The organism is Stetteria hydrogenophila (genome assembly GCF_054657575.1).
This window is the reverse complement of record NZ_BAAHYL010000001.1, coordinates 66,151-92,454: the sequence shown is the minus strand read 5'-3', so window position 1 is coordinate 92,454 and position 26,304 is coordinate 66,151. Positions and strand designations below refer to the sequence as shown.

Sequence of the window (26,304 nt, the reverse complement as noted above, 5' to 3'; positions counted from 1 at the left end):
CTCACACCACCACGTGAACCGGGTCACCTGACCACGCCCGGCTTGAGGTCCGCCAGGCTCCTGATTACTAGGAGGCTTTTAGGCTTGCATATGGACCTGGCAGCGTCGACGGCCCTAGCCACGAGCGGCTTGGAGACCGCGTGAACCATGAAGTAGCACGTGTGCCTCCACGCGTGCCTGGGCTTGGGGTCCCTGAGGACGACGTGCGTCGTGAAGGGCAACCTGGAGACGCACTCGCACAGCTCCTCCTCCGAGCCCGCCGGCTCCATCACGACCATGGCGTTCTCCCTGAACCCGATCCTGTGGCCGTCGAGCGCCGCCCCCGGGTCGCCCAGCACGCCCTTCTCAAGCATAGCCCTAGCAGCCTCCACCACCTCGCCCTCACTCATGCCGATGCGCTGCGCGATGCCGCGGTAGGGCCTCGGCTCGAGGGGGAGGATCCTCAGGAGCCTCGCGAGGCTGAGGGGGTAGCCCAGGTCCTCCGGCCTCGGCGGCGAGGGGTTGACCCAGGCGTACCTCCCGGCCCGCGAGAGGCCGGTGTAGACGTCGTACTTCACGCTGAGCTTGTACGTCCTCTTACTGTAGAGGATAACGTACTCCACGCCGAGCTTCCTCGAGACCTCCTCGATGTGGGCCTCCAGCTCCTCCCTCGACGGCCTCTTGACCACGACCCACACGTCAAAGTAGGGGTGGTCCCTGAGGTACACGTGGGTAGCCAGGTCGTCGGTTTTATAGTACTCCGCCAGCTCCCTGAGCCTGCCGCCGCTCCTGTACGCTACGAGCGTGGCGCTGAGGCCGGTGGAGCGGTAGTTGAGGTAGAAGCCCACCCTCTTCAACGCCCCGGCCCCGGCGAGCCTCCTCGCCCTGCCGAGCAGCTCGTCGACGCTGACGCCCACCGCCTCCGCGGCGTCACGGTAGGGGTCCTCGCTCAGGGTGAACCTGTACTGGAGGGCCATGAGGACCGAGGCGTCCACGGGGTCCAGGCCGGGCACGGCGGGTCACCTCCACTCCAGGGCCTCGTCGAGCAGCCTGGGGTCGAGGCCCCCCTCCTCGAGGATGCGCCTGTAGGATCCCGGCTCGTAGGGGCACTGGGGGTCCTCAGCCATGACCCTGCCGTGGTAGGCGAACGCCTTCGCCCTGCTGCCGCCGCAGATGTGCCTGAACTCGCACCTGCCGCACCTGCCCTCCAGGCCCTCGCTGCGGCGGAGCTTCTTGAAGAGCGGGCTCTCGGTGTAGATCTCCCTGAGGCTCTTCACCCTAATGTTCCCGGCGGGGACGGGGAAGAAGCCGCTCGGGTAGACGTCGCCCTTGTAGTTCACGAACACTATGCCCCTCCCGTCCCTCGTGCCCGTGGTGTGCGCCAGCGCCGGCCCCCGGGGCTCGCCGAGTAGCTCCCTGAGCCTCGCGGTGAGCCTCTCGTAGAGCCCGCCCAGCCCCCTCGTGAATAGGTCGGGCCTCCCCAGCTTCTCCGCGAGGGTCCTGGCTATGGTGACCCTCCTGAACATCGGGCCCTCCGTCGTCCTCACCCTCAGCCCGTACTTGCTCGCCTCGTAGAGGAAGTGGGTCACGTCCTCCCACTCCTGGGGGGTGAGGTCCTCCTCGAAGCCCGCCCTGCCCACTGGGACGAGGTAGAAGACCTCCCACACCCTGACGTCGAGGTCTAGGAGTAGCTTAACCATGTCGGCGAGCCCGTCCACCGTGCTCCTCATGACGACGGTGTTGACCTGAACGTTGATCCCGGCGTCCTTGAACCACTTCAACGCCTCCAGGGTCCTCCTCCACGTGCCCGGGATCCCCCGGATCGAGTCGTGGACCTCCTCGAACGGGGAGTCGAGGCTAATGCTAACACCGCTCACGCCTATCCTAGCCATCCTCTCCACGGCCTCGCGGGTGAGGAGGGGGGTCACGCTGGGCGCTACCGCGGCCCTAACCCCCTGGGAGACGGCGTACTCGAGCAGGTGCCAGATGTCCCCCCGCTTTAGGGGGTCCCCGCCGGTGAAGACGAGTATGGGGCTCGGCTTGCCGAAGGAGGCCACCTCGTCTATCAGCCTCTCCCCCTCCCTCGTGCTCAGCTCGCCCGGGAGAGGGTTCTTGATGGCGTTTGCCCGGCAGTGCTTGCACACCAAGTCGCAGGCCTTAGTGGTCTCCCAGAAGACTATCAGAGGCTTCCTGTCGAAGGGCCAGCTCATGGCCCCGCGGGCGTGCATGCGCGCAGCGCTAGCTGCATCCATGCCGGCAACCGCCCTAGTGGCCCTGAAGGTCTGTGAAGGCAATAAGCACGGGTATATGAAGCCCAGGCCCGGAGGCCCAGCCCGTACTTACGCCCATATACCTCGAATTAAAACGTCCCCGGAAAACGGCCAGCCCCACCCGAGTACTCCCCCCGGGGCCCCCGGCGCCCCTTGGGGCTGCTTGGTGAGCGTGATGGGCTGGATCCCGCTCTACGTGAACCCGGAGGGGTTCAGGGTCCTCGTCGTGGGAGGGGGGCGCGTGGGCGAGGGTAGGGCGCTCCTCTTCTCGAGGGCGGGGGCTCGGGTGAAGGTCGCGGCCATGGACTTCACCGAGGGCCTGAGGGCCGAGGCCGGGAGGGGATCCCTGGAGCTGGTGAGGCTCAGGCTCCCCGAGGATTGGGGGAGGCTTGTTGAGCTCATAGAGGAGAGCGACCTAGTCGTCGTGGCGGTGTCGGACCCCGGCATTGCCCGCCGGGTCGCCGAGGAGGCCCTCTCCAGGGGGAAGCTCGTGAACAACGCGGTGGACTACAGGCTCGGGAACGTCGTGGTGCCCTTCAGGGGCTCCACCAGCTACGGGCTCCACTACGCGGTGACGAGCCTCGGCAGGACCGGGATAGCGGCGAGGGCTGCGGCGGAGAAGATCAGGGAGTGCCTGGAGCGCGACGAGGAGCTGAGGGCGCTCTACTACTCCATGGCGAGGCTTAAGGAGTGGCTCAAGGCCAACGTGCCGAGCCCGAGGAAGAGGATGCCCATATACTTCAAGGTGGCGGGGGACGAGGCTTACCGGCGGGCGGTCGCGCGGGGCGACGCGGAGGAGGCCCTCAGGAGGGCGCTAGAGGTCGCCAGAGCCGAGCTCGCCGAGGATCCATGAGAGCACCTCCCTGAACCCCTCCCCCGAGGAGAGTATGCTCTCCGCCGCCAGCCTCCACCCAGCCCCCCGGAGGGCCTCGGCGAGCCTCCCGGGGAAGAGGGTGAGGGGGAAGGCGCAGCCGCCACCGCCCGGCGGGGGCGAGCCGAAGTCGAGGCCCGCCGCCGCCACCGGGGCCCCGTGGAGCCTCGAGGCGAGCGAGGCGATTGAGGACACCCAGGCGTCCTGCTCCCGCTTAAACCTCTTAGCCCTCCAGTAGAAGACCACGCCGCCCCTGCAGCCGCTGGAGTCAAGCGCTCTAGCCACGACCCTGGCCTGGACCCTCCAGTCTATGGGCCCCGAGACCCTGCAGCCGCCCATGGAGCCGGCTCTAGCCTTGACTTGCTCGAGGTGGCCGCCGGGGGCTGGGAGGACCGCCACGGCGTGCCTGCAGCCCCTCGGGAGGCCCTCGTCGACCTCCACAACCTCCACCCTCCTGCCGGTAGCCAGAGAGACCCGCCTCGCGAGCTCCTCCACAACCCTGAACCCGTCGGGGGAGCCGGGCTTGTGGTAGACGAGCGCGACCACCATAAGCAGCCACCGCCCCCGGGGGAGGGGCCTGCTAGCCGCTCCCGCCGTGGCTGACGCTTGAGAGTATGGACTTGCAGGCCGCGATGTAGAGTGTGATGTTGACTATTCTCAGCACGGTGTGGAGCCTCGAGAGCAGCACCGCCACCTGGGCGTCGCCGCTGGATGCCATCATGGACTCGAGCCGCTCCCTTACCTCCTGCAGGGAGTCGAACGCCTCCTTCAGCCTCCTGTGGCTGGGGGAGACGATGAGCCTCGCGGAGAGCTGTATGAGGGAGCCAATGTCCTTCATTAGCTTGAAGTGCTCCTCCCCCAGGCTGGGGACCCCGATCCTGCGGAGCAGCGTTATGGTGCTCCGGAGGGTGTCGTTAGCGAAGCCCAGGTAGCTGGCCCCCAGGCTGGCGTGGATCAAGTCGGCCATCGTGAGCTTGCTGAGCTTCTCCATCGTAAGGTACCGGATTATCGTGTGCTGGAGCCTCATGAACTCCCTCCCAAGGAAGCCCGCCTCCTCGAGGTCCTGCTGGTCGATGCTCCCCTTCGACGTGACCCTCTCCAGGAGCTTGAGGAACCTCACAGCGTTGAAGCCGAGGGACCGGATGAGGCTGGCGACGTCAACCTTGTCGGCATCCAGGAGAATCCTCACCCTGAGGGAGTCCCCGCCGTCAATCGACACGTCGACCATCGAGAGGCTCTCCGACCCCTTCCTCATGAGGTACGCCGCCTCCCCGGCGTCGCCTGAAACCCTCACCGTGACGTCGCTGAGGCCGGCGAGGTAGATGCAGCTGGCAACCCTGGCGAGCATGCCCGGGTCGAGCCTGGTCAGGTCGAGCGAGGCGCTCGCCTCCTCCATCCCCGGGAGCCTGGGCATTATCTTAATGCTGTCCCCCTCGTCGACCAGGTAGACCTTGCTGCCCGCCTGGATGCCGAGCCTGGAGGCCCACTCCTTGGGGATCGTCACGACGAGGCTCGAGCTGCCCAGCCTCTGGACCCTCCTAACCTCTATGGACATGCAGGGTTACCCCGGACACCCCAGGGGGTAATGGAGTCCGCTCGAGTCTTTATTAGGCTGAGTTAAAGCGTCCCTCGCCGCCCTGCAGGGCGCCGGTTTAGCCTTGAAGGTGAGCTCCGCCGCGCCGGGCCGGGGCGTCGGGATCCCGCGGGCCGCCGCCTCCCAGGTAGCCCTCGATGCAGGCTGCTAGGCCCTCCAGGCTGTACTCCTCGGGGACGCAGTAGTTGAACGCCTCGACCCCGTACTCGAGCGCCTTCCTCAGCGTGGTCGGCCCTATGACGAGGACCGCCCGCTTTGGGGGATCCCTGAGCCTGGGCAGGACGAGCGAGGCTATGAGGGGGCTCGTGAGCGCCAGGAAGTCGTGGCGCCCGGCCTCCCTGGCTGCCTTCTCCGCGGCCTCCTCGTCCGCGGTGATCCTGTAGGCTTCAACCTCTACGAGGGCCGCGCCGCTGGCCTCGACGACGGACTTGAAGTCCCTGTTGTAGACGCTGCCCCTGACCCACGCGACCCTCCCGGCCTCCCTCGATGCTGCGAGGAGCGCGAGGTCCCTGCCGGTGTACCTGGCCGGGGTGACGGGCTCGACTCCAAGGGCCTCCCTGACGGCGCGGGCGGTCCTGGGGCCTACCGCTCCGACCACGGCGCGGGCCGCGAGCCTCCTCAGCTCCCCGAGGACCCCGCGGGCCCTCGCGTCCGCCTCGAGCGCCCTCGGCGCCCTGGGGCTGGTGAACGCTATGAAGTCGACCGGCCCCGCCCGGAGGAGGTTGAGGGAGCAGCCTGGGACGGGGTCTGCCCTGAGCACTGGTACCCACGCCGCCCTGCAGGGGCCCAGCCTGGGCGGCGGGGGGTCGGGGCCTAGTAGTAGCGCGGTGCAGGGGGCCTCCTCAGCCAATACTCCTCCCTCCACCGGACCTGGGGGCCCGCTATTATCACCGCCGGCGGGTCGACGCTCGGGTGGGCCTCGGCGAGGCTGAGGGCTGTGCCGGTGTAGACCCTCTGCTGGGGGGTGGAGGCCGAGACGACTATGGCCGCGGGGAAGTCGGGGCCCCTGACGCTCGCTATCTCCCTGAGCACCTCCCCGGCCCTGTGGGCGGCCATCAGGACAACCACGGCGTCCACCGCCGAGGCGATCGCCCTCAAGTCGGAGCGGCCCGGGGACCCCTGGGCCCTCGTCCCCGTGGTGACTGCGAAGGAGGAGGCGTATTGCCTCCCCGCGAGCGGGATCCCGGCGTAGGCTGCGGCTGCGACGAAGCTCGGGACGCCTGGGACTATAGTGCAGGGGATCCCGCGGTCGATGAGGTAGGCGCACTCCTCCTCGCCCCGGCCGAAGGTCAGTGGGTCCCCTCCCTTGAGCCTCACCACCACCCTGCCCTCCATCGCCTTCTCCGCTAGGAGCCTGTTGATCTCCTCCTGCGTCATGGCGTGGCGCCCCCTCTCCTTCCCGGCGTAGACCAGCTCCGCCCCCGGCTTCGCCTCGGAGAGCACCTCCCTGGGGGCGAGTCTGTCGTAGACTATCACGTCGGCAGTCTTGACGAGCTGGAGCCCCCTAACCGTTATGAGGCCCGGGTCCCCCGGGCCGCCGCCGACTATTGCGACGAAGCCCGTCAACCCCCTGTCACCTCGCTGAGCAGGGTCCTGGCCACGCTAGCAGCCTCCTCGCCCAGCTCGGCGGGATCCCTGCCCCAGAGCGTCGCCCACGCCCCGCGGCTGCCGTCGGGGGAGAATGCTGAGACGTGGAACCTGAGCGCCCCGCCCGAGAGCCTCGAGACCCCGCCCACCGGCGTGCTGCAGCCGGCTTGGAGCCTCTCCAGGAACACCCTCTCCGCCACCGCCTCCGCCTCGGTAGGCTTGTGGCTCGCCTCCCTCAGCGCCCTCGCCCCGCTCCAGTCCCTCAGGCCCACGACCGCTATCACGCCCTGCCCCGGCGGGGGGGTGTAGGGGATGAGGGGGAGCACCACCCTGGGCCGGTCCACGCCGAGCCTCCTCAGCCCCGCCTCGGCTGCGAGGAGGTAGTCCGCGGCGCCGGAGTCGAGCTTCCTGAGCCTCGTGTCCAGGTTTCCCCTGACAATCACCGGCTTAACCCCCGGGTTGGCGTTGAGGATCATCGCCCTCCTCCTCGGGCTCCCCGCGGCGACCACCGAGCCGGGCGGGAGCCCCTCGGGATCCCTGGGCTCGAGCCCCCTCCGGGGGACGAGTGCCTCGTTGGGCGCCTCCCTGGGTGGGACTGCTAGCAGGTCCAGCTCCTCCGCCATCTCGGAGGGGAGGTCCTTCATGCTGTGGACCGCCACGTCCGCCCTGCCCTCAAGGACGGCGAGGTTTACCTCCTTCTCGAACACCCCCTTCCTCCCGAGGAGGTGGAGGGGCCTGTCCTGCACCCGGTCCCCCAGGGTCTTGACCACCACCACCTCGTAGGTCAGCCCCGGGATCCTGGACTTGAGGTACTCCATGGCGATCCTTACCTGCTCCAGGCTGAGCCTGCTCCCCCTCGTGGCTACCCTCAAGTGCATGCGCCGCTACCCCAGAGCCTCCCTTGCCGCCTCCCTCAGGGCTCTCCGGAACGCCTCCACGTCCTCGCCGGTGTGGGCTGTGCTGGGGAAGAGGGCCTCGAGCTGGCTCGGCGTCACGAGGATCCCCCTCCTCCTGAGGGCCTCGTGGAGCCTCGCGTAGGCCGCCTTGTCGGCCCTCCTCGCGTCCGCAGCCGTCTCGACCCTGCCTACCCCGAGGTAGAACTGGAGCACTCCGCCCGCCCTGTTCACGGTGTACTCCACGCCAACCCCTCTGAGGGCCTCGTGCACCGCCTCCTCCAGCTCCCTCGCCCTCTCCGCCACGATGCCGGGGGCGTTGATCCTCTCCGCGACCCTCACCGTCGCGAGGCCCGCGGCGACCGTGACGGGGTGCCCGTTGAAGGTGCCGGCGTTGAAGACCTTCCCCTCGGGGGCTAGGTGCCTCATAACCTCCCTCCTCCCGACCACGGCCCCCACGGGGAAGCCGCCGCCGATCACCTTGCCCATCGTCACCAGGTCGGCTTCGACCCCGTAGACCTCCTGGGCGCCGCGGAGGTGGAGCCTGAACCCGGTCACCACCTCGTCGAAGATGACGAGGGCCCCGTGGCGCCTCGCCGTCCTCGCTACGAAGTCGAGGAACCCCTTCCTGGGCGGTATGACGCCGATGTTGGCCATCACGGGCTCCACTATCACGGCTGCAATGTCGCCGCCGTGCTCCTCGAAAACCCTCTCCACGGACTCCTCGTTGTTGAACTCTGCGACTAGCGTCTTCGAGGCGCACTCCGCCGGGATCCCTGGGCTCGAGGGGACCCCTAGGTGGCCGGCGGCGCTGCCGGCGGAGACGAGGACCGCGTCGTGGGCCCCGTGGTACGCGCCGTCGAACTTCACTATGTAATCCCTGCCGGTGTAGCCGCGGGCCAGCCTTATCGCGGTCATAGTCGCCTCCGTGCCGCTGTTCACCAGCCTAGCCATGCCGCCCGGCTTGTAGAGGCTGACCAGCCTCTCAGCCAGCTCGACCTCGGCCTCGGTGACCGCCGCGTAGAGCCACCCCTTCTCCAGCTGCTCCGCCACCGCCGCCGCGACCTCGGGGTGGGCGTGGCCGAGGAGGAGGGGCCCATAGCCCATGATGAAGTCTATCAGCTCCTCCCCGTCGACGCTCCAGACCCTCGACCCCCTAGCGCGCTCGACCACGAGGGGGTAGGGCTTGACCAGCGCCCTCACGGGGCTGTTCACGCCGCCGACGAGGACGCGCCTAGCCCTCTCGAGCACCTCCAGGCTCCTAGCCAAGCCCCTCCACCCCGCCTAGAAGGGGTTGAATCCCTCCCTGAGGAGCCTTGCGGCTTCGACGGCGTGGTAAGTTATGATTATGTCCGCGCCAGCCCTCCTGATAGCGGTGAGCACCTCCATCATCAGCGCCGCCCCCTCCGCGATGCCCTCCCTGGCGGCCAGCTTTACCAGTGCGTACTCCCCGCTCACGTTGTAGGCGGCGAGGGGGGCGTAGGGGAAGCTCTCCTTCACCAGGCTGATCATGTCGAGGTACGCCAGGGCCGGCTTAACCATGACTATGTCGGCCCCCTCGGCGAGGTCGTTGTAGACCTCCCTGAGCGCCTCGAGCCTCCTCCGCGGGTCCATCTGGTAGCTCCTCCTGTCCCCGAACCTGGGCGCGCTGTCCATCACGCTCCTGAAGGGGCCGTAGAAGCTGCTCGCGTACTTCGCGGAGTAAGCCATTATCGCGACGTCGCTGAACCCCTCTCCGTCGAGGGCCTCCCTTATCGCCGCCACCTGCCCGTCCATCATGCCGCTGGGGGCTATGATGTCCGCCCCCGCCTCGGCCTGGCTCACCGCTATCCTCCTGTACACCTTCAGCGTCTCGTCGTTGTCTATGTAGGCGCCCCTCCTCCCCTGCCTGGGGATCCCGCAGTGGCCGTGGCTGGTGTAGCCGCAGATGCAGAGGTCCGTCGCGACCACCGGCTCCCAGCCGAGCTCCCTGCGGATGTGCCTCAACGCCGCCTGGACCGGGCCGTCGCGGGCGTACGCCCTGCTCCCCGTCTCATCCTTAACGCTCGGGATCCCGAATAGGAGGAACGACTTTACCCCAAGGTCCATGGCCTCCTGGATGAACTCCACCAGCTCCCTCGACTCGGGCGGGTAGCGCTTGTGACCCTCGAGCCCGGGGGCGTCCTCGGGCCTGGTAATCCCCTCCCTCACGAAGACGGGGAGCATGAGCATCGAGGGGTCGAGCCGGGCCTCGGCGACGAGGTCCCTGAGAGCCCTCGACGCCCTGAGCCTCCTCGGCCTGTCCCTGGGGAACCCGGGGGTTGCAACTATCAAGCGAGCCACCCCGAGCCTAGCTGCTTTCCTCGAGCCTCTTAAGGTACTCTCCCCTAATAGCCTCGGCCAGCCCCGGGGGCACGCTGCCCTCCCGCGCCGCCCTCCTAAGCGCGGCGTAGAGGGGGTGGAGGAGCCTCCTGTAGAAGGAGCGCAGCTCGACCCTCAAGCTTTCAGCGTCGACTCCGAGCCTCGACGCTATCCTCGAGGCCTCCACTGCCGCCAGCGCCTCGGCGTAGGAGTTGACCGCCTCCAGGACGGGGGAGATGGAGCGCCACCTAAGCTTCGCCATGAGCTTCTCTAGCTCCTCCTCTATGATCGCCTCGGCCTGTGGCACGTGGCGCGCCCTCATCTCCACGGCCTCCCTCACGACGGCCTCCACCTCCTCCAAGCCGTAGGCGTCCCTGACCGCCCTCGGCGTGGAGATGTCGACCACGACCCGGCCCACGCTCGAGAGCCAGGAGAGGTCCGGGGCGCCCGAGACCGCTACGAGGACCGCGTCGTAGCGGCCCTTAATGGAGTCGGGCGAGAGTCTGGTGGCGGAGGCCGCGCGGCACCTCGACGCGACGCGGGCCGCGGCCTCGAGCCTCCTACCGGCAACGGTCACCATGGCCGGCTCGTACTTGCTGCAGAGGTAGGCCACCATCCCCTCGGCGGCCTCCCCCGTGCCCGCGACGAGCACCCTGGCGCCGTCGAGGCCGCCGAGGAGCCTCGCCGCGAGCTCCACAGCCGCCGTGGGATAGCTCGCCGTCCCCTGGGAGAGCCCGGTCTCCTCCCTAACCCTCTTCCCGGCCAGTATGGCGGCGTGGAACGCCTCGTCGAGGAGGGGGGTAGTGTAGCCCGCCCCCCTCGCCTCCAGCCACGCCCTCCTCACCTGCCCCAGTATCTCGGGCTCGCCGAGTATCGCAGACTCGAGCCCGGCGGCGACCCGGAGCAGTCTCCTCGCAGCCTCGGCTCCGCGGGCGAGCCTGAACTCGCCGGCGAGGCCGCCGACGGCCTCCCTGAGGCCCCTCAACGCCTCGCCCTCCCCGCCGTCGACGTACACCTCGAACCTGTTGCAGGTGGACAGCACCACGACGCCGGACACCCTGGGGTAGACTGCGTCGTAGACCCTCCCCTTCAAGCCCTGGAGTCTCGACACCACCTCGAGTCCGGCGTCCTTGTGGCTGGCGTAGAACACCTTCAAACGGCCGAGCTGGCTGCAGCTGGAGTACAGGCCCTCTCCGCGGGCTTGCATGAGCTAGCACACCACAAGCTACCCTATAATATTGGGGCCTGCTTTTCCGCCTGAGCACTGTCCGGCACTTGCAGGCGGAGAGAGGCGTATAGTCCGGTATATACGCCCCGCCGAGCCGGGGGCATCCGCCGGCCGCGCCCGCGTGCATGGAGATAATTGCCACGGCAGCCCCCGCTTTCCATGGGTGCCGGGGCGTGCTCTGGGAGTACCCTTCGAGGTTCGAGGACTACGGAGCCGTCAGGATATACGACGTTGTAAGGGTGCTTGAAATAGACGCCGTCGGGTACAGGGGCGGGCCCCGCGGCGTCGTGTGGCTGGACACGCACGAGATGGAGGAGGTGGCCTACAGGACGGGCATAGTCATACCCGCCAAGAACGAGGACCTCCTAACCCTGGAGAACGTTATAGCCGCGGTCCCGCACGCGAGCACGATCATACTCGTCTCGGCCAGCGACCGGGAGCCGGCCGACGCCTACGCCGGGGAGTTGGAGCTAGTCAAAGCCATACACGCCGCCTCGGGTAGGAGCATCATAGCGTTCCACCAGAGGGACCCGGCGTGGGGCGAGGCCCTGAGGGGCACCCCCCTCGAGGCCCTCCTGGACGAGGAGGGGCTTGTGAGGAAGGGCAAGGGGGAGGGCATGATCCTGGGCGTCATAGCAGCAGCCGCCCTCGGCCTCGACTACGTCGGCTTCATTGACAGCGACAACTACGTCCCCGGGGCGGCGCACGAGTACGCCCTAGCCTACTACACGGGGTTCAGCCTCATCCCGAACAACCACGTCATGGTCAGGGTCAAGTGGCCCTTCAAGACCAAGCTCCAGACGGGGGGGATCTACCTCAGGAGGAGGGGGAGGGTCTCCCAGCACACAAACGCGGTGCTCAACTACGCCCTCTCCCTCGAGAGGAGGATCGAGACGGAGGTGATAAGCACCGCCAACAGCGGCGAGCACGCCATGGACGTCAAGACTGCGCTGAGCATGGAGTGGGCCGGGGGCTTCGCGGTGGAGAGCTACCAGCTCGTATACCTCCTGGAGAAGTGCTGGCTCGGCCTCCAGCAGGGCGAGTGCCCGTTGAGCCCTCCAAGCATTAAGATATTCCAGGTGGAGACGAGGAACCCGCACATCCACGCCGAGAGGGGGAGCGACCACATAGCCGACATGGTTGCGGTGAGCATGGGGACCATCTACTACTCCAGGCTGTCCAGGCCTGAGGTGAAGAGCAGGATCCGCGAGGTGCTCGAGAGCTACAACTACCACGGGGAGCCGCCGAGGCCCAGGGTCTACCCGCCGCCCGGCAGCGTGGACCCGTCTAAGGTGTTCACGGCCTTCGTCGCGTCGAGTAAAGATGCCGCCGTGCTGGGCGGGTAGGCCCGTGGTGGGGGAGGCTAGAATAGCGGGGCCTCGCCGCGGAGTATCTTCTCCGTCAGCTTGTTTATGTTAGCTAGGTAGTCGTCCACTATCGAGTATATCTCGTTCTTGACGTCGCTCGTCAGCTCAACACCCGGCTCCAAGTTGACCTTGACGTCGGCGATGAGCGGGTCGTCGATGGGCCTCCCGATCTGGCTGAGGAGTTCAACGTAGACCTCTCTGACGCCCTTGACCTCCCTGTACACCTTGTCAGCTATCTCCATCGCCGCGACGTTGTAGAGCTTGCCGACGTGGCTGACAGGGTTCTTCCCGCCCGTCGCCTCGAGGCTCATGGGCCTGAAGGGCGTTATGAGCCCGTTCGCCCTGTTCCCCCTGCCAGTCGCGCCGTCGTCGCCGTGCTCCGCGCTAGTGCCGGTGACGGTAAGGTAGATTATCGGGTTCTCCTTCCTTATCACGTCAGCGACGTTAACATGAACCTCAACGTCGTAGTCTGGGGCTAGCTTGGCGGCCAGGTCTAGCACCGCCTCCCTGACCTCATCCTTAACGCTGACATACTCGTCGAGGTCCCTGACGAGGTGGCTTATGACGGCGTTTGCTACCGTGAGCGTTATCTTCCTCCCCCTCCTGAGCCCCATAACCTTCACGTCCTCGCCGGAGGCGGGCACCCTGGACTTGAACTCCCTGCTGTTGAGCAGCCTCTCCGTCTGGAAGACCAGGTTCTCGAGCGTTGAGAGGGGTGCGAAGCCGCTACCAAAGCTGGTGTCGTTCGCCAGCGGCATCTTGCGGGACTCCTCGAAGACGCCCACGAGGTCCGCGCTCCCCCTCCCAATCCTGTAGTCTATAATGACGTGGGTGTCGGGGTCTAGGAAGCGGAAGTTCTCCCTGAGCCACCTCCGGGCCGCGCCAAGGATCAGGCTCCCCACCGGCACCTGGACCCTGCCGTCGTCGGTGCGCACGTCCGTAGTCGCCCTCCCCGAGACTAGTATGAAGATTGGGTGCAGCACCTCGCCGCCGCCGAAGCGCGGCTGAGCCTGGCCGCCCACGAGCAGTACCTTGTCCAGGTTGTGGTGTAGTATGCGGCCGAACTCCTTGAGGTAGTAGAGGCTTAGGGCCCTGCTCGCCTCCTCGGCGATGGAGTCGCTTATGTAGTCCGGGTGCCCGGTGCCCTTCCTCTCCACGAGCTCAATCTCAATCTCGCTCACAGGCGGGTACGGGTACTTCTCGATGACTATGTTCCTAGCCACAGCTCCACCACCATGGTCTCCTACCGCAGCTCCGCTACCGCCCTAGGGGTCTCCCGAGCCCCGGGACTTTTACGGTTGCCCCCCTACCGGGTGAACGCGTTGTAGAAGCCCACCCACGCCGGCAGCATTGCCAGGTAGAACGCGGCAAGCGACTCCAAGATCTCAGCGAGCCTCATGAACCTGGCCGCGCCGCCCGTCAGGGCGGAGGCGGAGTACCACAGCGCGTAGACGATGAACCCGACCGCCAGCCCCGTTACGCCCCTGAGCCTAGCGTCCAGGGACGCCAGGGGGCCGTGGAGGGTGAGGAGGGCTAGCGCCAGCCCCGTGAGCGTGCCGAGAGCCCCCGCGACAGCCACGTGCCCCCTAACCCTGGGCTCGGCCACCTGGGGCACCCCCACGGGGCCCTGGCTTGGGCGCGAGATTAAGCTCTGCAACGCCGAAGCCACCCCTAGGGGCCCGTTCGAGGGGTGGAGGATTGCATGGCTAGGAGGTCGATGAGCAACATAGACCTGCACGCGGTCACAGCGAGGCTCTCCCGGCTCTCGGGGGCGAGGCTCGCCAACTTCTACGAGGAGCAGGGGGTCTACCTCGCCAGGCTCAAGGGCGCCGGGGAGGAGCTCGTGGTGATCGAGCCCGGGGTTAGGATGCACGCGACGCGCAGGCTGAAGCCGTCGGGGGGCGTTCAGAGGGACAGGCTCTCCCTCCTCGCGAGGAAGTGGCTGAGGGGGCTCAGGCTGGAGGGTGTGAGGCAGCTGGACTTCGACAGGGTCGCGTTCCTCGAGTTCAAGGGCGGCTGGAGGCTCTACGTTGAGCTGGTCCCCCGCGGGGTCGCCGCGCTTGTCTCGCCCGACGGCGTCATAGTGGGGGCCAGCAGGTACGTCGAGATGAGGGATAGGGCGGTGAGGCCGGGGGTCAAGTACGAGCCCCCTCCCCCCAGCGGCTCCGTCCTACCCGACGTGGACCCGGGAGTGCTGCGCGACAGGCTCAGGGGGCAGAGGGACGTCGTCAGGGGGCTCGTGAGGGGCCTGGGCCTCCCCGGGGAGGCTGCGGAGGAGGCGGCGTTCCGGGCCGGCGTGGAGCCCCAGCGCTCCCCGGAGGAGCTGTCGCCCGGGGAGCTGGAGGCCCTCGCAGAGGCGGTGGCCTCCCTCATCAGGGAGGCCGGGGAGGGCAGGGGCTACAGGGCGGTGAGGCGGGGCGAGCCCCTGGAGGCCGCCCCCTTCAGGCTCACCAAGTACGAGGGGAGCGGGGACGTCGAGGTCTACGAGTACCAGAGCATAGACGAAGCGCTGGACGACCACTTCTACCACCTGGCGGCGGCCGGCGGCGCCTCGGCGGGGGGCCAGGACCAGGAGAGGGCTAGGCTCGAGAGGGCGCTCGAGGAGGCGAGGAGGACCGCTGAGTCCTACAGGGAGAAGGCTAGAGAGCTGAGGGCGGCCGCAGAGGCGGTGGCCTCGAACTACCACGCGGTAGCCGAGGCCCTCGAGTGCGCTAGGAGGGCGTGGCGCTCCCGGGGCGCCGGCGAGTGCCCCGGCGTGGCTGAGGCCGACTATGGCAGGGGCGTGGTCACCCTCGACGTGGCGGGGGTGAGGGTTAAGGCGAGGATAGGCGAGTCGGTGGACAAGCTGATAGTTAGGCTCTACGCGGAGGCTGGGGAGTACGAGGCGAAAGCGGAGAGGGCGCTGAAGTCCGTGCAGGAGGCGGAGGCTAGGCTCAGGGAGCTGGAGCGGAGGGCGGAGCTGAGCAGGCTGGCCGCCAGGGTGAGGGCGAGGAAGCGGTACTGGTTCGAGAAGTACCACTGGATAGTCACCAGGAACGGGTTCCTCGCCGTCGGCGGCAGGGACGCCAGCCAGAACGAGAGCGTGGTGAAGAGGTACCTCGGCGAGAAGGACATCTTCATGCACGCCGACATCCACGGGGCTCCCGCGGTGGTACTCCTGACCCGCGGGAGGACGCCGCCGGAGGAGGACCTGGTCGACGCCGCATACATAGCGGCGGCCTACAGCAGGGCGTGGCGGGCGGGGCTCGGGAGCGTGAGCGTCTACTGGGCCTGGGGCAGCCAGGTCTCGAAGAGCCCGCCCTCCGGGGAGTACCTCGCCAGGGGCGCCTTCATGGTCTACGGTAGGAAGAACTACCTGCCACCCATCCCCCTCCAGCTGGCTGTGGGCCTTGCAGTCGACAACGAGCAGCAGCTACCCATAGTCATAGCGGGCCCCGAGGACCTCGTGGCCCGGAGGTCCCTGGCCTACGCCCTGCTAGCCCCAGGGGATGAGGGCGTGGAGGCGGTGGCCGGCAAGGTGAAGGAGGCGTGGGCCTCGAAGCTTGAGTACCCCGACTCGCTCCTAGCCGAGGCGATCCCCCTCGACGAGGTGAAGCAGAGGATCCCGGGCAGGAGCAGGGTGCTCAAAATCGCGCGGGGAAGGGGCGAGGGGTTCAACCCGCCGAGCGAGGCGTGAGAGGGGGAGGGCTAGGCCTGAAGGGGGCCGATCGCCTCCTCCCCGGCGAGCTTGTTGACCCTCTCCACCTCCGAGTCGACGATCTTCTGTATGAACTCTATCTCCTCGTCCGTCAGGTGGCGGAACCTGCCCTGGAGCTTGAGGTACTCCCTCACCGGCTTCCTCCTCCGCACCTTGACGGTGACCCTGAACTTGCCCTTCTCGACCTCGTAGAGGACCCACATGCCGGTCTCGACGGCGAGCCTCGCAATCTTGATGCCCAGGGATGGGTCGAACTTCCAGCCCGCGGTGCAGGGTATTATCACGTGGACGAAGGTCGGCCCCTCTCTGGTGTAGTAGAGCGCCTTCTCGAACTTAGCGGCCATGTCGATTGGGTGGCTCGGGCTCGCAGTCGCGGCGTAGGGGACGCGGTGGGCTAGCACGATGCCCATTATGTCCTTCTTCCACCTCCACTCTCCCCTCCACTTACTGCCCACGGGGGTGGTAGTCGTCCATGCCCCCCATGGGGTTGCGCCGCTCCTCTGTATCCCAGTGTTCATGTAGGCCTCGTTGTCGTAGAGCACGTACATCACTTTGTGGCCCCTCTCGAGCATGCCGCTGAGGGACTGGAGGCCGATGTCCACCGTGCCCCCGTCGCCGCCGACGGCGATTACCTTGATGTCCCTGTCCAGCACTCCCTTGGCTTTGAGCATCCTCAACGCGGCCTCTATGCCCGAGGCGACCGCGCCGGTGTTCTCGAAGGCCGAGTGGATCCAGGGGTTCATCCAGCTCGTGTAGGGGTAGGGGGTGCTGGAAACCTCGAGGCAGCCTGTGGCGTTGACTATGATGGCGTCCTTCCCGGCAATCTTGGTCAGTATCCTCATCACCGTGCCTACCGGGCAGCCTGCGCATAGCCTATGGCCGCTTACGAACCTCTCCTCGCGGGGGAGGTCGAAGACCCCCCGGATCCTCGGCTTGAACTCCTGGGCCTCCGCCACTACTCCCTCACCCCGTAGAATATGGTCTCAGGGTACTTCCTGCTCCTCGCCTCCCAGGCGAGCCTGATTAGTGCCTTGAAGTCCTCGTTCCCCATCGTCCTCTGGCCTATCCCGGCCACCACGTTGACCAGGTTGAAGGGGAGGTCCTCCTTGACCTTGATGGCTGCGACCTCGTTGGCGAGCGGGCCCTGGTAGGGGGCCCCGTAGCTTATCGCCCTATCCATCACCAGCAGGCTTGAAGCGTTGGAGGCGTGGCTCAGGAACTCCTCCATGGGGAAGGGCCTGTAGAGCCTGAGCCTGAGGAGCCCGACGCGGTAGCCCTCCTTCCTCGCCTCGGGCAGTATAGCCTTCAGGCTCGCGGCGTAGCTGGCGTTAGCCATGATCAGGGCCTCCGCGTCCTCGCACATGTAGCACTCCATCACGCCGTAGCCCCTGCCGAACCTCCTCGCGAACTCGGCGTCGGCCTCTCTGGCCTTTTCGAGGGCCTTCTTCATCGCCTGGACCTGCTGGTACTTGAACTCGTAGTACCAGTCGGGGTCGGCGACGGTTCCAATGGAGACGGGCTTGTCGGGGTCCAGCTTGTATGGGAACTGCCTCTTGGGGGCGTAGGAGAGCACCGCCTCCCTACCCTCAACGGCCACGGGCTCGATGGTGTGGCTCATCACGAAGCCGTCGTAGGCCACCATGACGGGTAGCAGCACGTCCGGGTCCTCGGCTACCCTGTAGGCTTGTATGATGGTGTCGTAAGTCTCCTGGGCGCTGTGGGCGAAGTATATCACCCAGCCGGCGTCCCTAGCGTTCATCACGTCGCTCTGGTCGTTCCAGATGCTCAGCGGAGCCGAGAGGGCCCTCATGGCGACGCTCATAACCACCGGGAGCCTGAGCCCGCTCACGATGTGAAGGATCTCGTGCATCAACTCAAGCCCTTGGCTGGCGGTGGCGGTGAACGCCCTCGCCCCCACCGCAGCGGCGCCCATTGCTGCCGAGAGGGCGCTGTGCTCGCTCTCGACGTGGATCATCTCAGCCAGCAGCTCCCCGTTAGCTATGTACTCAGCTATCTTCTCCATCACCGTCGTCTGGGGGGTTATCGGGTAAGCCGCCACGACGTCGACGTCAAGGTCCCTGACCGCGGTGGCTACCGCGGAGTTAGTGGACATAGGCTTGAGCCGGGCCCTCGCCTCGGTGACCGCCTCCACCACTCTTCACCCCCTACTGGTGCTCGGGCACCATGTCAATAGCTTTGACAGGGCACTCGGCGGCGCAGATGCCGCAGCCCTTGCAGTAGTCATAGTTTATTATGTAGGTTCTATTCCACCTCCTACCCTTGCTGTCAACGTACTCCTCGTCGGTCTCGAGTATGGCGGCGTCGGGGCAGTAGAGCCAGCACAGCCTGCAGCGCACGCACTTGTCCTGGTTTATGACGGGCCTTACCACTCTCCACGTGCCAGTCTTGTACTTCAAGCTGCTGCCGGGCTCCACTATTATGCCTCCAGGCGGGAGGCTCTTCCAGCCAGGCTTAGCCTCGGCCAAGGCTCACGCGCACCCCCCTACGGTTAGCTCGGGCTTAGCCTCAGCGATAAGGGTGGACTCGTAGGCGTCCCTCACCGCCTGAACGTTAGCCTCGCCGAGCTTGCCGGGGAACCTCTCGGCGACCAGCCTCACAACGGTGTCGAGGCTGACTATGCCCGTCGCCCTGACGAGGGCTCCGAGTATGGCAGTGTTCACGATCGGCCTACCAAGCCTCTTAATCGCAATACTCGTGGCGTCGACCACCGCAACCTTGGCCGGAACCGTGAGCTTGAGGATCTTGGCCACCTCCTCCGGGGTCCCACTATGGTTAACCACGACCACGCCTCCAGGCTTCAAGCCCTCCACTACGTTCAACTCCAGAAGGCTGGGGTCGAGCACCACCACGATGTCAGGGTTCACTATGGGCGTCCTCGGCACGAGCGGGCTGTCCGAGATCCTAGTGTAAGCCTTAACCGGGGCGCCGCGCCTCTCGGCGCCGAACTCCGGGAAGGCGAGAGCGTACTTCCCCTCCAGGATAGCCGCCGCGGCAACTATCTCGCTGGCGGTAACCGCCCCCTGACCCCCCCTCCCGTGCCAGCGGATCTCCACACAAGCCAAAGCCAGGCCTCTCCGCGCCCATCCGTTGGGGCGCATGTATTCCATTAGAAGCCGCCAACCGAGTCTTAAATATTCATTGTATGAATAAAAAATATAATTATTAAACTATTGACGAAAACCCCATTAGTCTATAGGCTTAGAACGCGCAAGGTGCTGGACTCCAGCCCCACACCGCCCAAGGAGATGCAGGGAGCAAGGAGGTCGAGGAGGTGGAGGCGGGCACCGGGCCCGCCAGGTGGTCCCGCCGCGGGGATTCGAACCCCGGACCACCCGGTCTCCGCAGCCCCAGGCCCCTAGGCAGGGGCCTGGGCCCGTCCCACTACAGCCGGGCGCTCTGCCGCTGAGCTACGGCGGGCCCCAGGGATGGGGGCCGTCAGTGACTGGGGCCCGTGGAGGGTTTAAGCGTTTAACGTCGGATACGGCCACACTCGTCACCCTTCAGGTAAGCCCACCTCTCCTCATCCGCCCCTGCTAGCCGCAGGCAGCCCTCTCCCCCAGGCCCAGCTTCCCGCCACGGGGCACGCCCAGGTGGGCGCCGCGCCCCTTCGGGGTTGCACGCCACACGCGGGGCGCGCGGGATCCCGGGGTACTAGCGGGGCGGGCGCATATAAGCACTACCCGGGAAGCCCGGGGGCGTGCGGCGCGGGAGGAGGGGGGCTGTGCTCGTCAGCCCTCCTCGAGCTTGCTGGCGAGGTGGCTTATGTACTCCCTCAGCTCGTCCAGTATGCCGAGGGCCCGGGCTTTTGAGAGCGCGTGCTCCAGCATGCGTTCAACCTCGTCTAGGAGCCTGTCATCGCCCGGGTTCCTCATGGCTAGCTTGAGGGCGTACGACGCCCTGTAGAGTGGGGCGAGGACCTCAGCCTTCTCCCTCGGCTTGAGCCTGTGCCACTTCTCGGTGCACTGCATGAGGTACGCGCTCGCGACGAGGGCGCTCAGCAGCTCAAGCCTAGACCCCCTGCCCGGGGCTAGCTGGGCTCTCTGCGCCGCGTACGCCAGCGACGCCAGTATCGAGGCCGCCCTCGGGGCGTCGCCGCAGAACTTCCTCCTCTGCTCGAGGAGCACCTCCCTCAGGTCCGGGTCCATTGACTCGATGTACTCGGCTAGCTTAGCCACCGCCTCCTCCATCGACTCGACCCAGTACAGCTCAGCCATAACCCTCTCGAACGCCTCCTCCATGAGCCTCGCCACGAGCCCCCGTGCCCGCTCCCAAGGGTAATAGGGTGCCTTGGGGTTTAGCCCTTAAACCCGCTCGTGGAGCACGGGCCCTGTGGAGAGTGGCGGCGCGGCTATGTCGAGCCTGAGCAGCGCTGAGAGGATCCTCACCCTCCCGCCCAGGATAAAGGTGCTCGAGGCGGCTGGGGCGATAGCCGACGGGAGGGTTGTGATCACCAGGAGGAGGAACGGGCTAGTAGTCGCGAGGGTGCTCTCCTCAGAGCCACCGCCCGGGGAGAAGAGGAGGGAGTACAAGGTAATCATTCTAAGGGCGAACAGGGAGGTCTTCAGGGTTTACAGCGACGACAACGGGACAAGGTGGAGGAGCTACGTGGGGTACCCCATCATAGCAGTGCTAATGCTGGAAGGCGTGCTCCCCAGAAGGCCCGACATAGAGGAGGCGTTGAAGGGCCTGAAGTGGAGGGAGCTGAACGAGAAGTACAAGCGCTACGCCATCGTAGAGAGAATAGCCCTCTCTAGGGCAGAGTCCAAGGGCATACCTAGCAGTGAGGTCAACGAGTTCGTATCCGACGTGATGTCAAGACTCTCAGGCCTCAGGGTAATCTACGACCCAGCACTGCCGAGAAAGCTAGTGATGTGGATGTAGAGGAGGGGCAGGCCCCGCACAGCGCCTGGACGACGGGGCGCAAGATAGTTACTATTATTGCCAACTAATTTAACTTAACCTAACCTAATATTAATGTCTACATTAAGCTGATTAAGCTGTTTCCGTACTTCTGCCAGTATCCCTCTGAATTCATGCTCGGATAACTCAGCGATCCCATAACCGTCGACGTAGCTCTCAATCCTAACAAAATGCGAAATGAAAGGCTTCTCCGAATAAATTAGATTGCAAAATGAAACTTTCCAGGGGAAGAGAACACGTCCATGCTTTTGTTCCTCCGGCCAAATGATTGTTTGATCATCGTAATAAGTCTCTTTCACTACGCCAATAGCATGTATTCCTCCATTTTCAACTAATTGGAAGACTGCGACGTCAAAAGGCTTAATTCTATTATAGAGCCTAATAAAGCTCCTCCAATTACTTTTTTACTTTTCCCTGCGTCTTTGAGCCAAAACCCCCATAACAACCTATTCTTGGCTATTTCAATATTCTTAATGCTATTAGATGAAAAAGCCATGCATTCACTTCAGTCCACCATTTCTTTAGTTGCAGGTTCTTTCTGGTTTAACTTTTCTCTTCTCTCAAGAGCTGCATTGTTAGATAAATTTTTTAGTAATAGTTGGATATTGCCGGCAGAGAAGGGTCCCCTGAGGGCCTTTCAAGGAGGAGGCGTTGCCCGGTATTCAGGTGTTCGGGCTATCAGGCCTGGGCGGGCTTGGGGCGCCGGTAATCATTTTGGGAGTCATTGTTGTGGCTGCGAGCGCCAGGCCTCCTTGGCCTTGCAGCTCGGGCATAGGTAGGCCTTCCTCACCACGGGCTCTGGGAGGCCTGCCTCCCTGAGCTTGCGGGCTATGGCTTCGACCTGCTTCTTGGGCCCTACGACGGCGCCGCAGCTGGGGCATCTGTGGATCTCGCTCCAGGCAAGCCTCCTCCACGATTCTCCTTCGGGGCGTGTGACCCAGCGGACTTCCACGGCGTCCTCGGGGCAGGCGGCGGCGCACTCCAGGCAGCCGGTGCACTTGGCTTCGTTGAAGAGTAGCTCGACCGCTTCTCCGGACTCCTTGACGGCCAGGGCCCCCGTGGGGCACACATTGGCGCAGGCCCCGCACACCGTGCACTTTCCAGGGTCGACTACAACCCTGCCTGCGAAGGCGTAGGTGGACTCGATGCTCCCGGCCCCGGGTCCCGCCAAGCCTCCGGCTGCGGCTTCCGCGAGCGTCTCCAGGCTCGCAGCCCTCACGGCGAGGCCCGAGGCTTCAGCCTCCAGGAGCCACCCCGGCGACCTGCCCTCCGGGTCATAAGCTACCAGCGTGATCCCCCTGCCCGCGGCCTCCACCGCGAGCCTCGGGTGCACGTGGAGCAGCGAGTGGACCGGCAGGACCGCGACGCCCTTCAAGCCCTTCCCGGCCAGGGCGTATAGGTCCGCGAGCCTCCCATACTCCACCACCGCCAGGACCCCCTTGAAGCCCTCCCGCGCTAGCCCGTCGAGGTAGCCGGTGAGCCCCTCCCTCGACTGGCCCGGGGGGTAGAGTGCCCAGGCGGGGCAGGAGTAGACGCACTCCATGCACCCGGTGCACGCCGACGCGTCGATGCTGGGTGGCTTGCCGTCCACAGCGTTGACGGGGCAGGACTCGAGGCAGAGCCTGCAGTGGGGGAGCCTCGCGCACGCCCCAGAGTCGACCAGGGGGGTTGGGAGGTACACCAGCAGGGAGGCCAGGGGGTTCCTGAGGAGGTCCCTGCGGCTAACCCTCTTGGAGGGGGAGAGCCTCGCCCTAGCCCTAGCCGCGCCGCCCCTCAGGAGCCTCTCCAGCCTGAGCTTCACTATCACCTCCAAGCCGAGCCCCGAGAGGCCGGCCTCCACGCTGTCAACGAAGTCCAAGATGTACTGGTTGAGCCCTGAGCCCCTCGCGGCCTCGAGGACCCTCGGCGCTAGGCGCCAGGCGCCCTCCCCCCAGAGGACCAGTGCGTCGGCGCTTCTCCACGAGGCTAGGAGCCGCTTGAGCCTCTCGAGCGACTCCAGGGACTCGGGGCCGCCAAGGCTGGCCTCCACGGCGGCCCCGTTGGAGTATACCGTCGCGTGAACCCCGGCCACAACCACTTCGCCCACGTCCTTCACCCACGGCGCGCTGCAATAAACCTTACAGCACAAGCCAACACGCGTTAACGGCAAAGCCCCCCCGGTGTGGCGCCGCGGAGCCGAGCCCTGCTCCGGCGAGTGTGCTCCTGGTTTTATGGGGGGTCAATGGTCCTTTTGAATGGCTCAAAAGACTTGGAGAGACTCATTTCCTCAAGCTGTTCTATAGATTAAAGTGAATGATCCAAGCGTGGTGGTGCCCTTGAGGCTCAACAGGAGGGAGTTCCTGAAGCTCGCCTCGCTGACAGCTGCGGCGGCCTCAATGCCCATGGGAGAGCTAATCCTAGAGCGCAGGAAGGCGGACGCCGGCGCCGCCGTGGAGAAGCTTCAAGCCGTAGGGGTTGGAGGAACCAGGGTGGCCAGGCTAGCCTGCACGATATGCGTGAAGTGCCCCCTCGTAGTCGAGGTTGAGAAGAAGAATGGAGCGGAGAGGGTTAAGAGCATCAGGTTCAACTACATCAAAGGATTGGAGGGGGAGTACGCCACCTGCGGGAGGCCGCAGACCATCTTCGAGGCAAGGCACCTGGAGCAGAGGATCAAGAAGCCCCTCAAGAGGGTTGGGGAGAGGGGCTCGGGCCAGTTCGAGGAGATATCCTGGGAGGAGGCCCTGGACCTGATCGCCGAGAAGCTGAAGCAGTACGCCCCCGATGAAATAGTCGTCTTTAGGCACGTGATCCCCGAGGGAAACGTTGTAACCTACTTCTTCCAGAAAGTCCTCGGAATCCCCAACATCACTAACCACGCCGACACCTGCCACCCCGCCTTCAACCATGGTATATGGTGGATCTCCGGTAAGAGCATGGGGCCAGCCGCCGTGGTGGCGGATTACCCCAACGCCAAGCTAGCAGTTTTCATGGGAAGGAACCCGACGGACGCCATAGTGGCGACGTCCTGGGATAAGCGTTTCGCCGAGGGTAGGAGGAGGGGGCTTAGGGTAATCGCGTTCGACATAAGGAAGTCCAGGCTAACCCAGCTAGCCGATAGGTACTTCATAATACCGCCAGCCACCGACCTGGCGATACTGCTCGCTGTAACCCATACGCTGATAAAGGAGGGCTGGTACAATGAGGACTACCTGAGGAAGTACACGAACGCGCCCATGCTAGTGTACCCGGACACCCTCGAGCCCGTCGGCCTGCTGGACCACCCCAAGTGGAAGGGGAAGAAGGACTACCTAGTCCTAGACGAGGCTGACGGCAAGGTTAAGCCGAAGACCCAGGCCGAAAAGCCCGCCCTCCGCGCCACGGTCGAGGTCAACGGGAGGAAGGCGATCACCGTCCTAGACCTGGTCTGGGAGGCAGTCAAGAACTACACCCCCGAGTGGGCTGAGGGGATCACCGGGGTGAAGGCCGAGGACATAGTATGGTTCGCCAGAGAGCTCGCCGAGAACGCTCCGAGGGCATTCATCCACCCAGGCTACAAGACTGCTAGGTACGCGAATGAGGCCATGAAGACGAGGATGATCTTCATCGTAAACGCCCTCCTAGGAGCCATAGGTGCCAAGGGAGGCATAGTCTGGCCGAGGAAGGTAAAGCTCAAGAACCCGATGTCCATACTTGGAATCAAGGGCAGCGGCCCCAAGGCCCCGCCTCTCTACAAGTACTGGGAGGAGCAAGGCGTCAAATTCATCATCGAAGAGTCCTACAGCCAGCTCGCCATAAAGTCCATCCTCGAGGAGAAGCCTAAGAAGATAAAGATGATAATCGTGATAAACGAGAACGTGCTAGGGCACTCCCAGGGCGTGAAGGAGGTTGCAGAAGCGTTTAAGAAGGCCGATTTCGTGGTCGTGGCTGACAACGTCTTCAACGAGACCACGATGTACGCGGACCTAGTGCTACCTGTAAGCATGTTCTTCGAGTACGCCGCGCCAACGCTCATAACGCCCTCGAAGACTGCCGTAGGCCAGGTTATAGTGCACGAGAAGGCCCTAGATCCACCTCCGGGCGTTGACGCGAAGCCTGCATGGTGGATTGTGAAGGAGCTCGGCAAGAGACTTGACCCCGCGAATGCTGACAAGTACGAGAAGCTAGCTGACTACGAGTACATCTGGAGGAAGCAGGCCGAGGCTGCCGGCATAGACTATGAGGAGCTCAAGAAGTACGGTACAACAGCTATCGCCGACAGCCCCATATACCACCCGCTGAAGGGCAAGTTCCTCCCAAGCGTGACCGGCGAGATAGAGCTGGTCAGCGTTAAAGGCATGGAGCAGTTTAAGGACTACGCCTGGAAGCCCAGCATCCTCAACCCGCTGCCGGCGTGGGTCCCGCCTCGCTGGATGCAGTTGAAGGGAGGGGCGAAGCTCGCCGATAACGAGTTCGTGGCGGTTGATTTCTACCACAAGATGCACGTCCACAACATGTGGCTGCGCTACACGAAGCTCACGCAGAGCACCATGGTGTGGGAGGGTTGGAACTACGTGAACATTAACAGGGAGAGGGGCGAGAAGCTGGGCCTACGCGACGGCGACACGATCAAGATAATCGGGCCCGGAGGCACGATCACCGCCAGGGTCAGGCTGACCGACGACGTACACCCGTTCGTCGCTATGGCGCCGCACGGCACCAACTTTGGATACATACCCAACAAGGTCACCATCAAGTATAGGGATGGGAGGACGGAGACCATCACCCTGCTCCCCGAGGTGTATGCTGGGTTAAACACTGGCATGGTTTACAGTTTCAAGGACATTCTCCTCTACGAGGAGGGTGGAGGGACAGCCTTCGATGATGGAGTGGTTAGGATTGAGAAGGCTTGAGGGGGTGATGGGCGGTGGCTGAGGCTAAGGGTAAGCGGGTTGCCATGGTTATCGACATGAACTCCTGCGTGGGCTGCATGGCGTGTGTCGTGGCCTGCGTCAGGGAGAACGTTGCAAGGCAGAAGAGCGATGGGGTCGTGATGCCTGAACCCGAGAGGGTGGTGGCGCTCGCTAGGACGAAGCCCGTCACTCTAGGGCTGGAGTCAGGGGTGCCTGAGGACACGCCGGCCTTCATCCAGTGCCAGCACTGCGAGGACGCCCCCTGCGCCTTGGTGTGCCCCACTGGGGCGACGTACATAGACGACTACGGCGTTGTGAGGCTCGACCACTCCAAGTGCATAGGCTGCAAGTCCTGCATCATGGCGTGCCCCTACGGGGCCAGGACGATGCACCGCGGCGAGCTTGAGGGAGAGCCGCCCAACCCGTACGGCTTCATCCCAGGCTACCCGGACAAGTGTACATTCTGCATCCACAGGGCCGAGGAGAGCATCGGCGCCTGGACGCCGGCGTGCGTCGAGGCTTGCGCCTTTGGTGCGAGGCTCTTCGGGTTCATGGATGAGGAACCCATTAAGTCTATCATCGAGTCGGGTAAGGCCGTGCGCCTGCTCGCACACTGTAGGACTGAGCCTAAGATCTTCTACGTCCTGCCTAATAAGGGGAGGTGATGGA

General features: G+C 65.1%; 24 protein-coding genes and 1 tRNA gene. 6 read left to right on the top strand and 19 right to left on the bottom strand.

Annotated elements, in window-relative coordinates:
- Nucleotides 1-23: 23 nt before the first annotated feature.
- A complete protein-coding gene (locus ACYQ3J_RS00460) occupies nt 24-992 on the bottom strand; it encodes an Lrp/AsnC family transcriptional regulator (protein ID WP_460122968.1) in 969 nt (322 codons plus the stop codon).
- Nucleotides 993-998: 6 nt separating this feature from the next.
- Nucleotides 999-2,231 carry a TIGR04053 family radical SAM/SPASM domain-containing protein gene (locus ACYQ3J_RS00455; RefSeq protein WP_460122965.1) on the bottom strand — a complete coding sequence of 411 codons (1,233 nt, stop codon included), beginning with the start codon at nt 2,229-2,231 and terminating at the stop codon, nt 999-1,001.
- Between the two features lie 193 nt (nt 2,232-2,424).
- On the opposite strand from ACYQ3J_RS00455, the gene ACYQ3J_RS00450 reads away from it, so the two are divergent.
- The gene (locus ACYQ3J_RS00450; RefSeq protein ID WP_460124518.1) at nt 2,425-3,102 is read left to right on the top strand and encodes a precorrin-2 dehydrogenase/sirohydrochlorin ferrochelatase family protein; all 678 of its coding nucleotides are present in this window, start codon (nt 2,425-2,427) and stop codon (nt 3,100-3,102) included.
- Here ACYQ3J_RS00450 and ACYQ3J_RS00445 read toward each other — a convergent pair.
- The 8 genes from ACYQ3J_RS00445 to ACYQ3J_RS00410 all read right to left on the bottom strand — a co-directional run bounded on the left by ACYQ3J_RS00445 (nt 3,064) and on the right by ACYQ3J_RS00410 (nt 10,741).
- Complete coding sequence (locus tag ACYQ3J_RS00445; protein ID WP_460122962.1) at nt 3,064-3,669, bottom strand: hypothetical protein; 606 nt, start codon at nt 3,667-3,669, stop codon at nt 3,064-3,066. The two genes, ACYQ3J_RS00450 and ACYQ3J_RS00445, sit on opposite strands and share 39 nt — an antisense overlap.
- 31 nt (nt 3,670-3,700) lie before the next feature.
- A complete protein-coding gene (locus ACYQ3J_RS00440) occupies nt 3,701-4,675 on the bottom strand; it encodes an AbrB/MazE/SpoVT family DNA-binding domain-containing protein (RefSeq protein WP_460122959.1) in 975 nt (324 codons plus the stop codon).
- A gap of 97 nt (nt 4,676-4,772) precedes the next feature.
- Nucleotides 4,773-5,564 (bottom strand): uroporphyrinogen-III synthase, encoded by a 792-nt coding sequence (locus tag ACYQ3J_RS00435; RefSeq protein ID WP_460122956.1) that lies wholly within the window; start codon nt 5,562-5,564, stop codon nt 4,773-4,775.
- On the bottom strand, nt 5,528-6,280 hold the full coding sequence (cobA, locus tag ACYQ3J_RS00430; RefSeq protein ID WP_460122953.1) for a uroporphyrinogen-III C-methyltransferase: 753 nt from the start codon (nt 6,278-6,280) through the stop codon (nt 5,528-5,530). The genes ACYQ3J_RS00435 and cobA overlap by 37 nt, the downstream gene beginning before the upstream one ends.
- On the bottom strand, nt 6,277-7,179 hold the full coding sequence (gene hemC / locus ACYQ3J_RS00425) for a hydroxymethylbilane synthase (protein ID WP_460122950.1): 903 nt from the start codon (nt 7,177-7,179) through the stop codon (nt 6,277-6,279). Before hemC ends, cobA begins: the two co-directional genes overlap by 4 nt.
- Nucleotides 7,180-7,185: 6 nt before the next feature.
- Entirely contained in the window at nt 7,186-8,463 is a 1,278-nt protein-coding gene (gene hemL / locus ACYQ3J_RS00420) for a glutamate-1-semialdehyde 2,1-aminomutase (RefSeq protein WP_460122947.1), read from the bottom strand.
- A 15-nt stretch (nt 8,464-8,478) separates the two neighbouring features.
- Nucleotides 8,479-9,516: a porphobilinogen synthase gene (gene hemB / locus ACYQ3J_RS00415; protein ID WP_460122944.1), complete on the bottom strand. Its 1,038-nt coding sequence runs from the start codon at nt 9,514-9,516 to the stop codon at nt 8,479-8,481.
- Between the two features lie 7 nt (nt 9,517-9,523).
- Nucleotides 9,524-10,741, bottom strand: coding sequence for a glutamyl-tRNA reductase (locus ACYQ3J_RS00410; protein ID WP_460122942.1), 1,218 nt, complete (start codon nt 10,739-10,741; stop codon nt 9,524-9,526).
- A 194-nt stretch (nt 10,742-10,935) separates the two neighbouring features.
- Here ACYQ3J_RS00410 and mpgS point away from each other — a divergent pair, with 194 nt between their 5' ends.
- Complete coding sequence (gene mpgS, locus ACYQ3J_RS00405) at nt 10,936-12,108, top strand: mannosyl-3-phosphoglycerate synthase (RefSeq protein WP_460122939.1); 1,173 nt, start codon at nt 10,936-10,938, stop codon at nt 12,106-12,108.
- Nucleotides 12,109-12,125: 17 nt separating this feature from the next.
- Here the strand turns inward: mpgS and ACYQ3J_RS00400 are convergent, their stop codons facing one another.
- Nucleotides 12,126-13,352 (bottom strand): methionine adenosyltransferase, encoded by a 1,227-nt coding sequence (locus ACYQ3J_RS00400; protein ID WP_460122936.1) that lies wholly within the window; start codon nt 13,350-13,352, stop codon nt 12,126-12,128.
- Nucleotides 13,353-13,435: 83 nt separating this feature from the next.
- Complete coding sequence (locus ACYQ3J_RS00395; RefSeq protein WP_460122933.1) at nt 13,436-13,744, bottom strand: hypothetical protein; 309 nt, start codon at nt 13,742-13,744, stop codon at nt 13,436-13,438.
- Nucleotides 13,745-13,831: 87 nt separating this feature from the next.
- Here ACYQ3J_RS00395 and rqcH point away from each other — a divergent pair, with 87 nt between their 5' ends.
- Nucleotides 13,832-15,805, top strand: a complete 1,974-nt coding sequence (gene rqcH, locus ACYQ3J_RS00390; RefSeq protein ID WP_460122931.1) for a ribosome rescue protein RqcH — start codon at nt 13,832-13,834, stop codon at nt 15,803-15,805.
- An 11-nt stretch (nt 15,806-15,816) separates the two neighbouring features.
- On the opposite strand, the gene porB is transcribed toward rqcH, so the two are convergent.
- The 6 genes from porB to ACYQ3J_RS00360 all read right to left on the bottom strand — a co-directional run bounded on the left by porB (nt 15,817) and on the right by ACYQ3J_RS00360 (nt 20,097).
- Nucleotides 15,817-16,782, bottom strand: coding sequence for a pyruvate synthase subunit PorB (porB, locus tag ACYQ3J_RS00385; RefSeq protein WP_460122928.1), 966 nt, complete (start codon nt 16,780-16,782; stop codon nt 15,817-15,819).
- Complete coding sequence (locus ACYQ3J_RS00380; RefSeq protein ID WP_460124515.1) at nt 16,782-17,939, bottom strand: ferredoxin oxidoreductase; 1,158 nt, start codon at nt 17,937-17,939, stop codon at nt 16,782-16,784. The genes porB and ACYQ3J_RS00380 overlap by 1 nt, the downstream gene beginning before the upstream one ends.
- A gap of 52 nt (nt 17,940-17,991) precedes the next feature.
- A complete protein-coding gene (locus ACYQ3J_RS00375) occupies nt 17,992-18,312 on the bottom strand; it encodes a 4Fe-4S binding protein (RefSeq protein WP_460122924.1) in 321 nt (106 codons plus the stop codon).
- Between the two features lie 3 nt (nt 18,313-18,315).
- Nucleotides 18,316-18,945, bottom strand: coding sequence for a 2-oxoacid:acceptor oxidoreductase subunit gamma family protein (locus ACYQ3J_RS00370; protein WP_460122921.1), 630 nt, complete (start codon nt 18,943-18,945; stop codon nt 18,316-18,318).
- Between the two features lie 200 nt (nt 18,946-19,145).
- Nucleotides 19,146-19,264 (bottom strand) — tRNA-Tyr (locus tag ACYQ3J_RS00365).
- Between the two features lie 311 nt (nt 19,265-19,575).
- Complete coding sequence (locus ACYQ3J_RS00360) at nt 19,576-20,097, bottom strand: hypothetical protein (protein ID WP_460122918.1); 522 nt, start codon at nt 20,095-20,097, stop codon at nt 19,576-19,578.
- Between the two features lie 79 nt (nt 20,098-20,176).
- Between ACYQ3J_RS00360 and ACYQ3J_RS00355 the strand changes: the two genes are divergently transcribed.
- Nucleotides 20,177-20,728, top strand: a complete 552-nt coding sequence (locus ACYQ3J_RS00355; RefSeq protein ID WP_460122915.1) for a hypothetical protein — start codon at nt 20,177-20,179, stop codon at nt 20,726-20,728.
- Nucleotides 20,729-21,488: 760 nt separating this feature from the next.
- Here ACYQ3J_RS00355 and ACYQ3J_RS00350 read toward each other — a convergent pair.
- Nucleotides 21,489-22,862 (bottom strand): 4Fe-4S binding protein, encoded by a 1,374-nt coding sequence (locus ACYQ3J_RS00350; protein ID WP_460122912.1) that lies wholly within the window; start codon nt 22,860-22,862, stop codon nt 21,489-21,491.
- A 208-nt stretch (nt 22,863-23,070) separates the two neighbouring features.
- On the opposite strand from ACYQ3J_RS00350, the gene ACYQ3J_RS00345 reads away from it, so the two are divergent.
- On the top strand, nt 23,071-25,635 hold the full coding sequence (locus ACYQ3J_RS00345) for a molybdopterin-containing oxidoreductase family protein (RefSeq protein ID WP_460122909.1): 2,565 nt from the start codon (nt 23,071-23,073) through the stop codon (nt 25,633-25,635).
- A 14-nt stretch (nt 25,636-25,649) separates the two neighbouring features.
- Nucleotides 25,650-26,300 (top strand): 4Fe-4S dicluster domain-containing protein, encoded by a 651-nt coding sequence (locus ACYQ3J_RS00340; RefSeq protein ID WP_460122906.1) that lies wholly within the window; start codon nt 25,650-25,652, stop codon nt 26,298-26,300.
- Nucleotides 26,301-26,304 lie beyond the last annotated feature (4 nt).

What these genes read in the sequence shown, in the direction of transcription:
- hemC (WP_460122950.1), bottom strand. Translation starts at nt 7,179, where the DNA reads ATGCACTTGAGGGTAGCCACGAGGGGGAGCAGGCTCAGCCTGGAGCAG.
- ACYQ3J_RS00445 (WP_460122962.1), bottom strand. Translation starts at nt 3,669, where the DNA reads ATGGTGGTCGCGCTCGTCTACCACAAGCCCGGCTCCCCCGACGGGTTC.
- ACYQ3J_RS00455 (WP_460122965.1), bottom strand. Translation starts at nt 2,231, where the DNA reads ATGGATGCAGCTAGCGCTGCGCGCATGCACGCCCGCGGGGCCATGAGC.
- ACYQ3J_RS00410 (WP_460122942.1), bottom strand. Translation starts at nt 10,741, where the DNA reads ATGCAAGCCCGCGGAGAGGGCCTGTACTCCAGCTGCAGCCAGCTCGGC.
- ACYQ3J_RS00370 (WP_460122921.1), bottom strand. Translation starts at nt 18,945, where the DNA reads ATGCGCCCCAACGGATGGGCGCGGAGAGGCCTGGCTTTGGCTTGTGTG.
- ACYQ3J_RS00450 (WP_460124518.1), top strand. Translation starts at nt 2,425, where the DNA reads ATGGGCTGGATCCCGCTCTACGTGAACCCGGAGGGGTTCAGGGTCCTC.
- ACYQ3J_RS00380 (WP_460124515.1), bottom strand. Translation starts at nt 17,939, where the DNA reads ATGTCCACTAACTCCGCGGTAGCCACCGCGGTCAGGGACCTTGACGTC.
- rqcH (WP_460122931.1), top strand. Translation starts at nt 13,832, where the DNA reads ATGGCTAGGAGGTCGATGAGCAACATAGACCTGCACGCGGTCACAGCG.
- ACYQ3J_RS00440 (WP_460122959.1), bottom strand. Translation starts at nt 4,675, where the DNA reads ATGTCCATAGAGGTTAGGAGGGTCCAGAGGCTGGGCAGCTCGAGCCTC.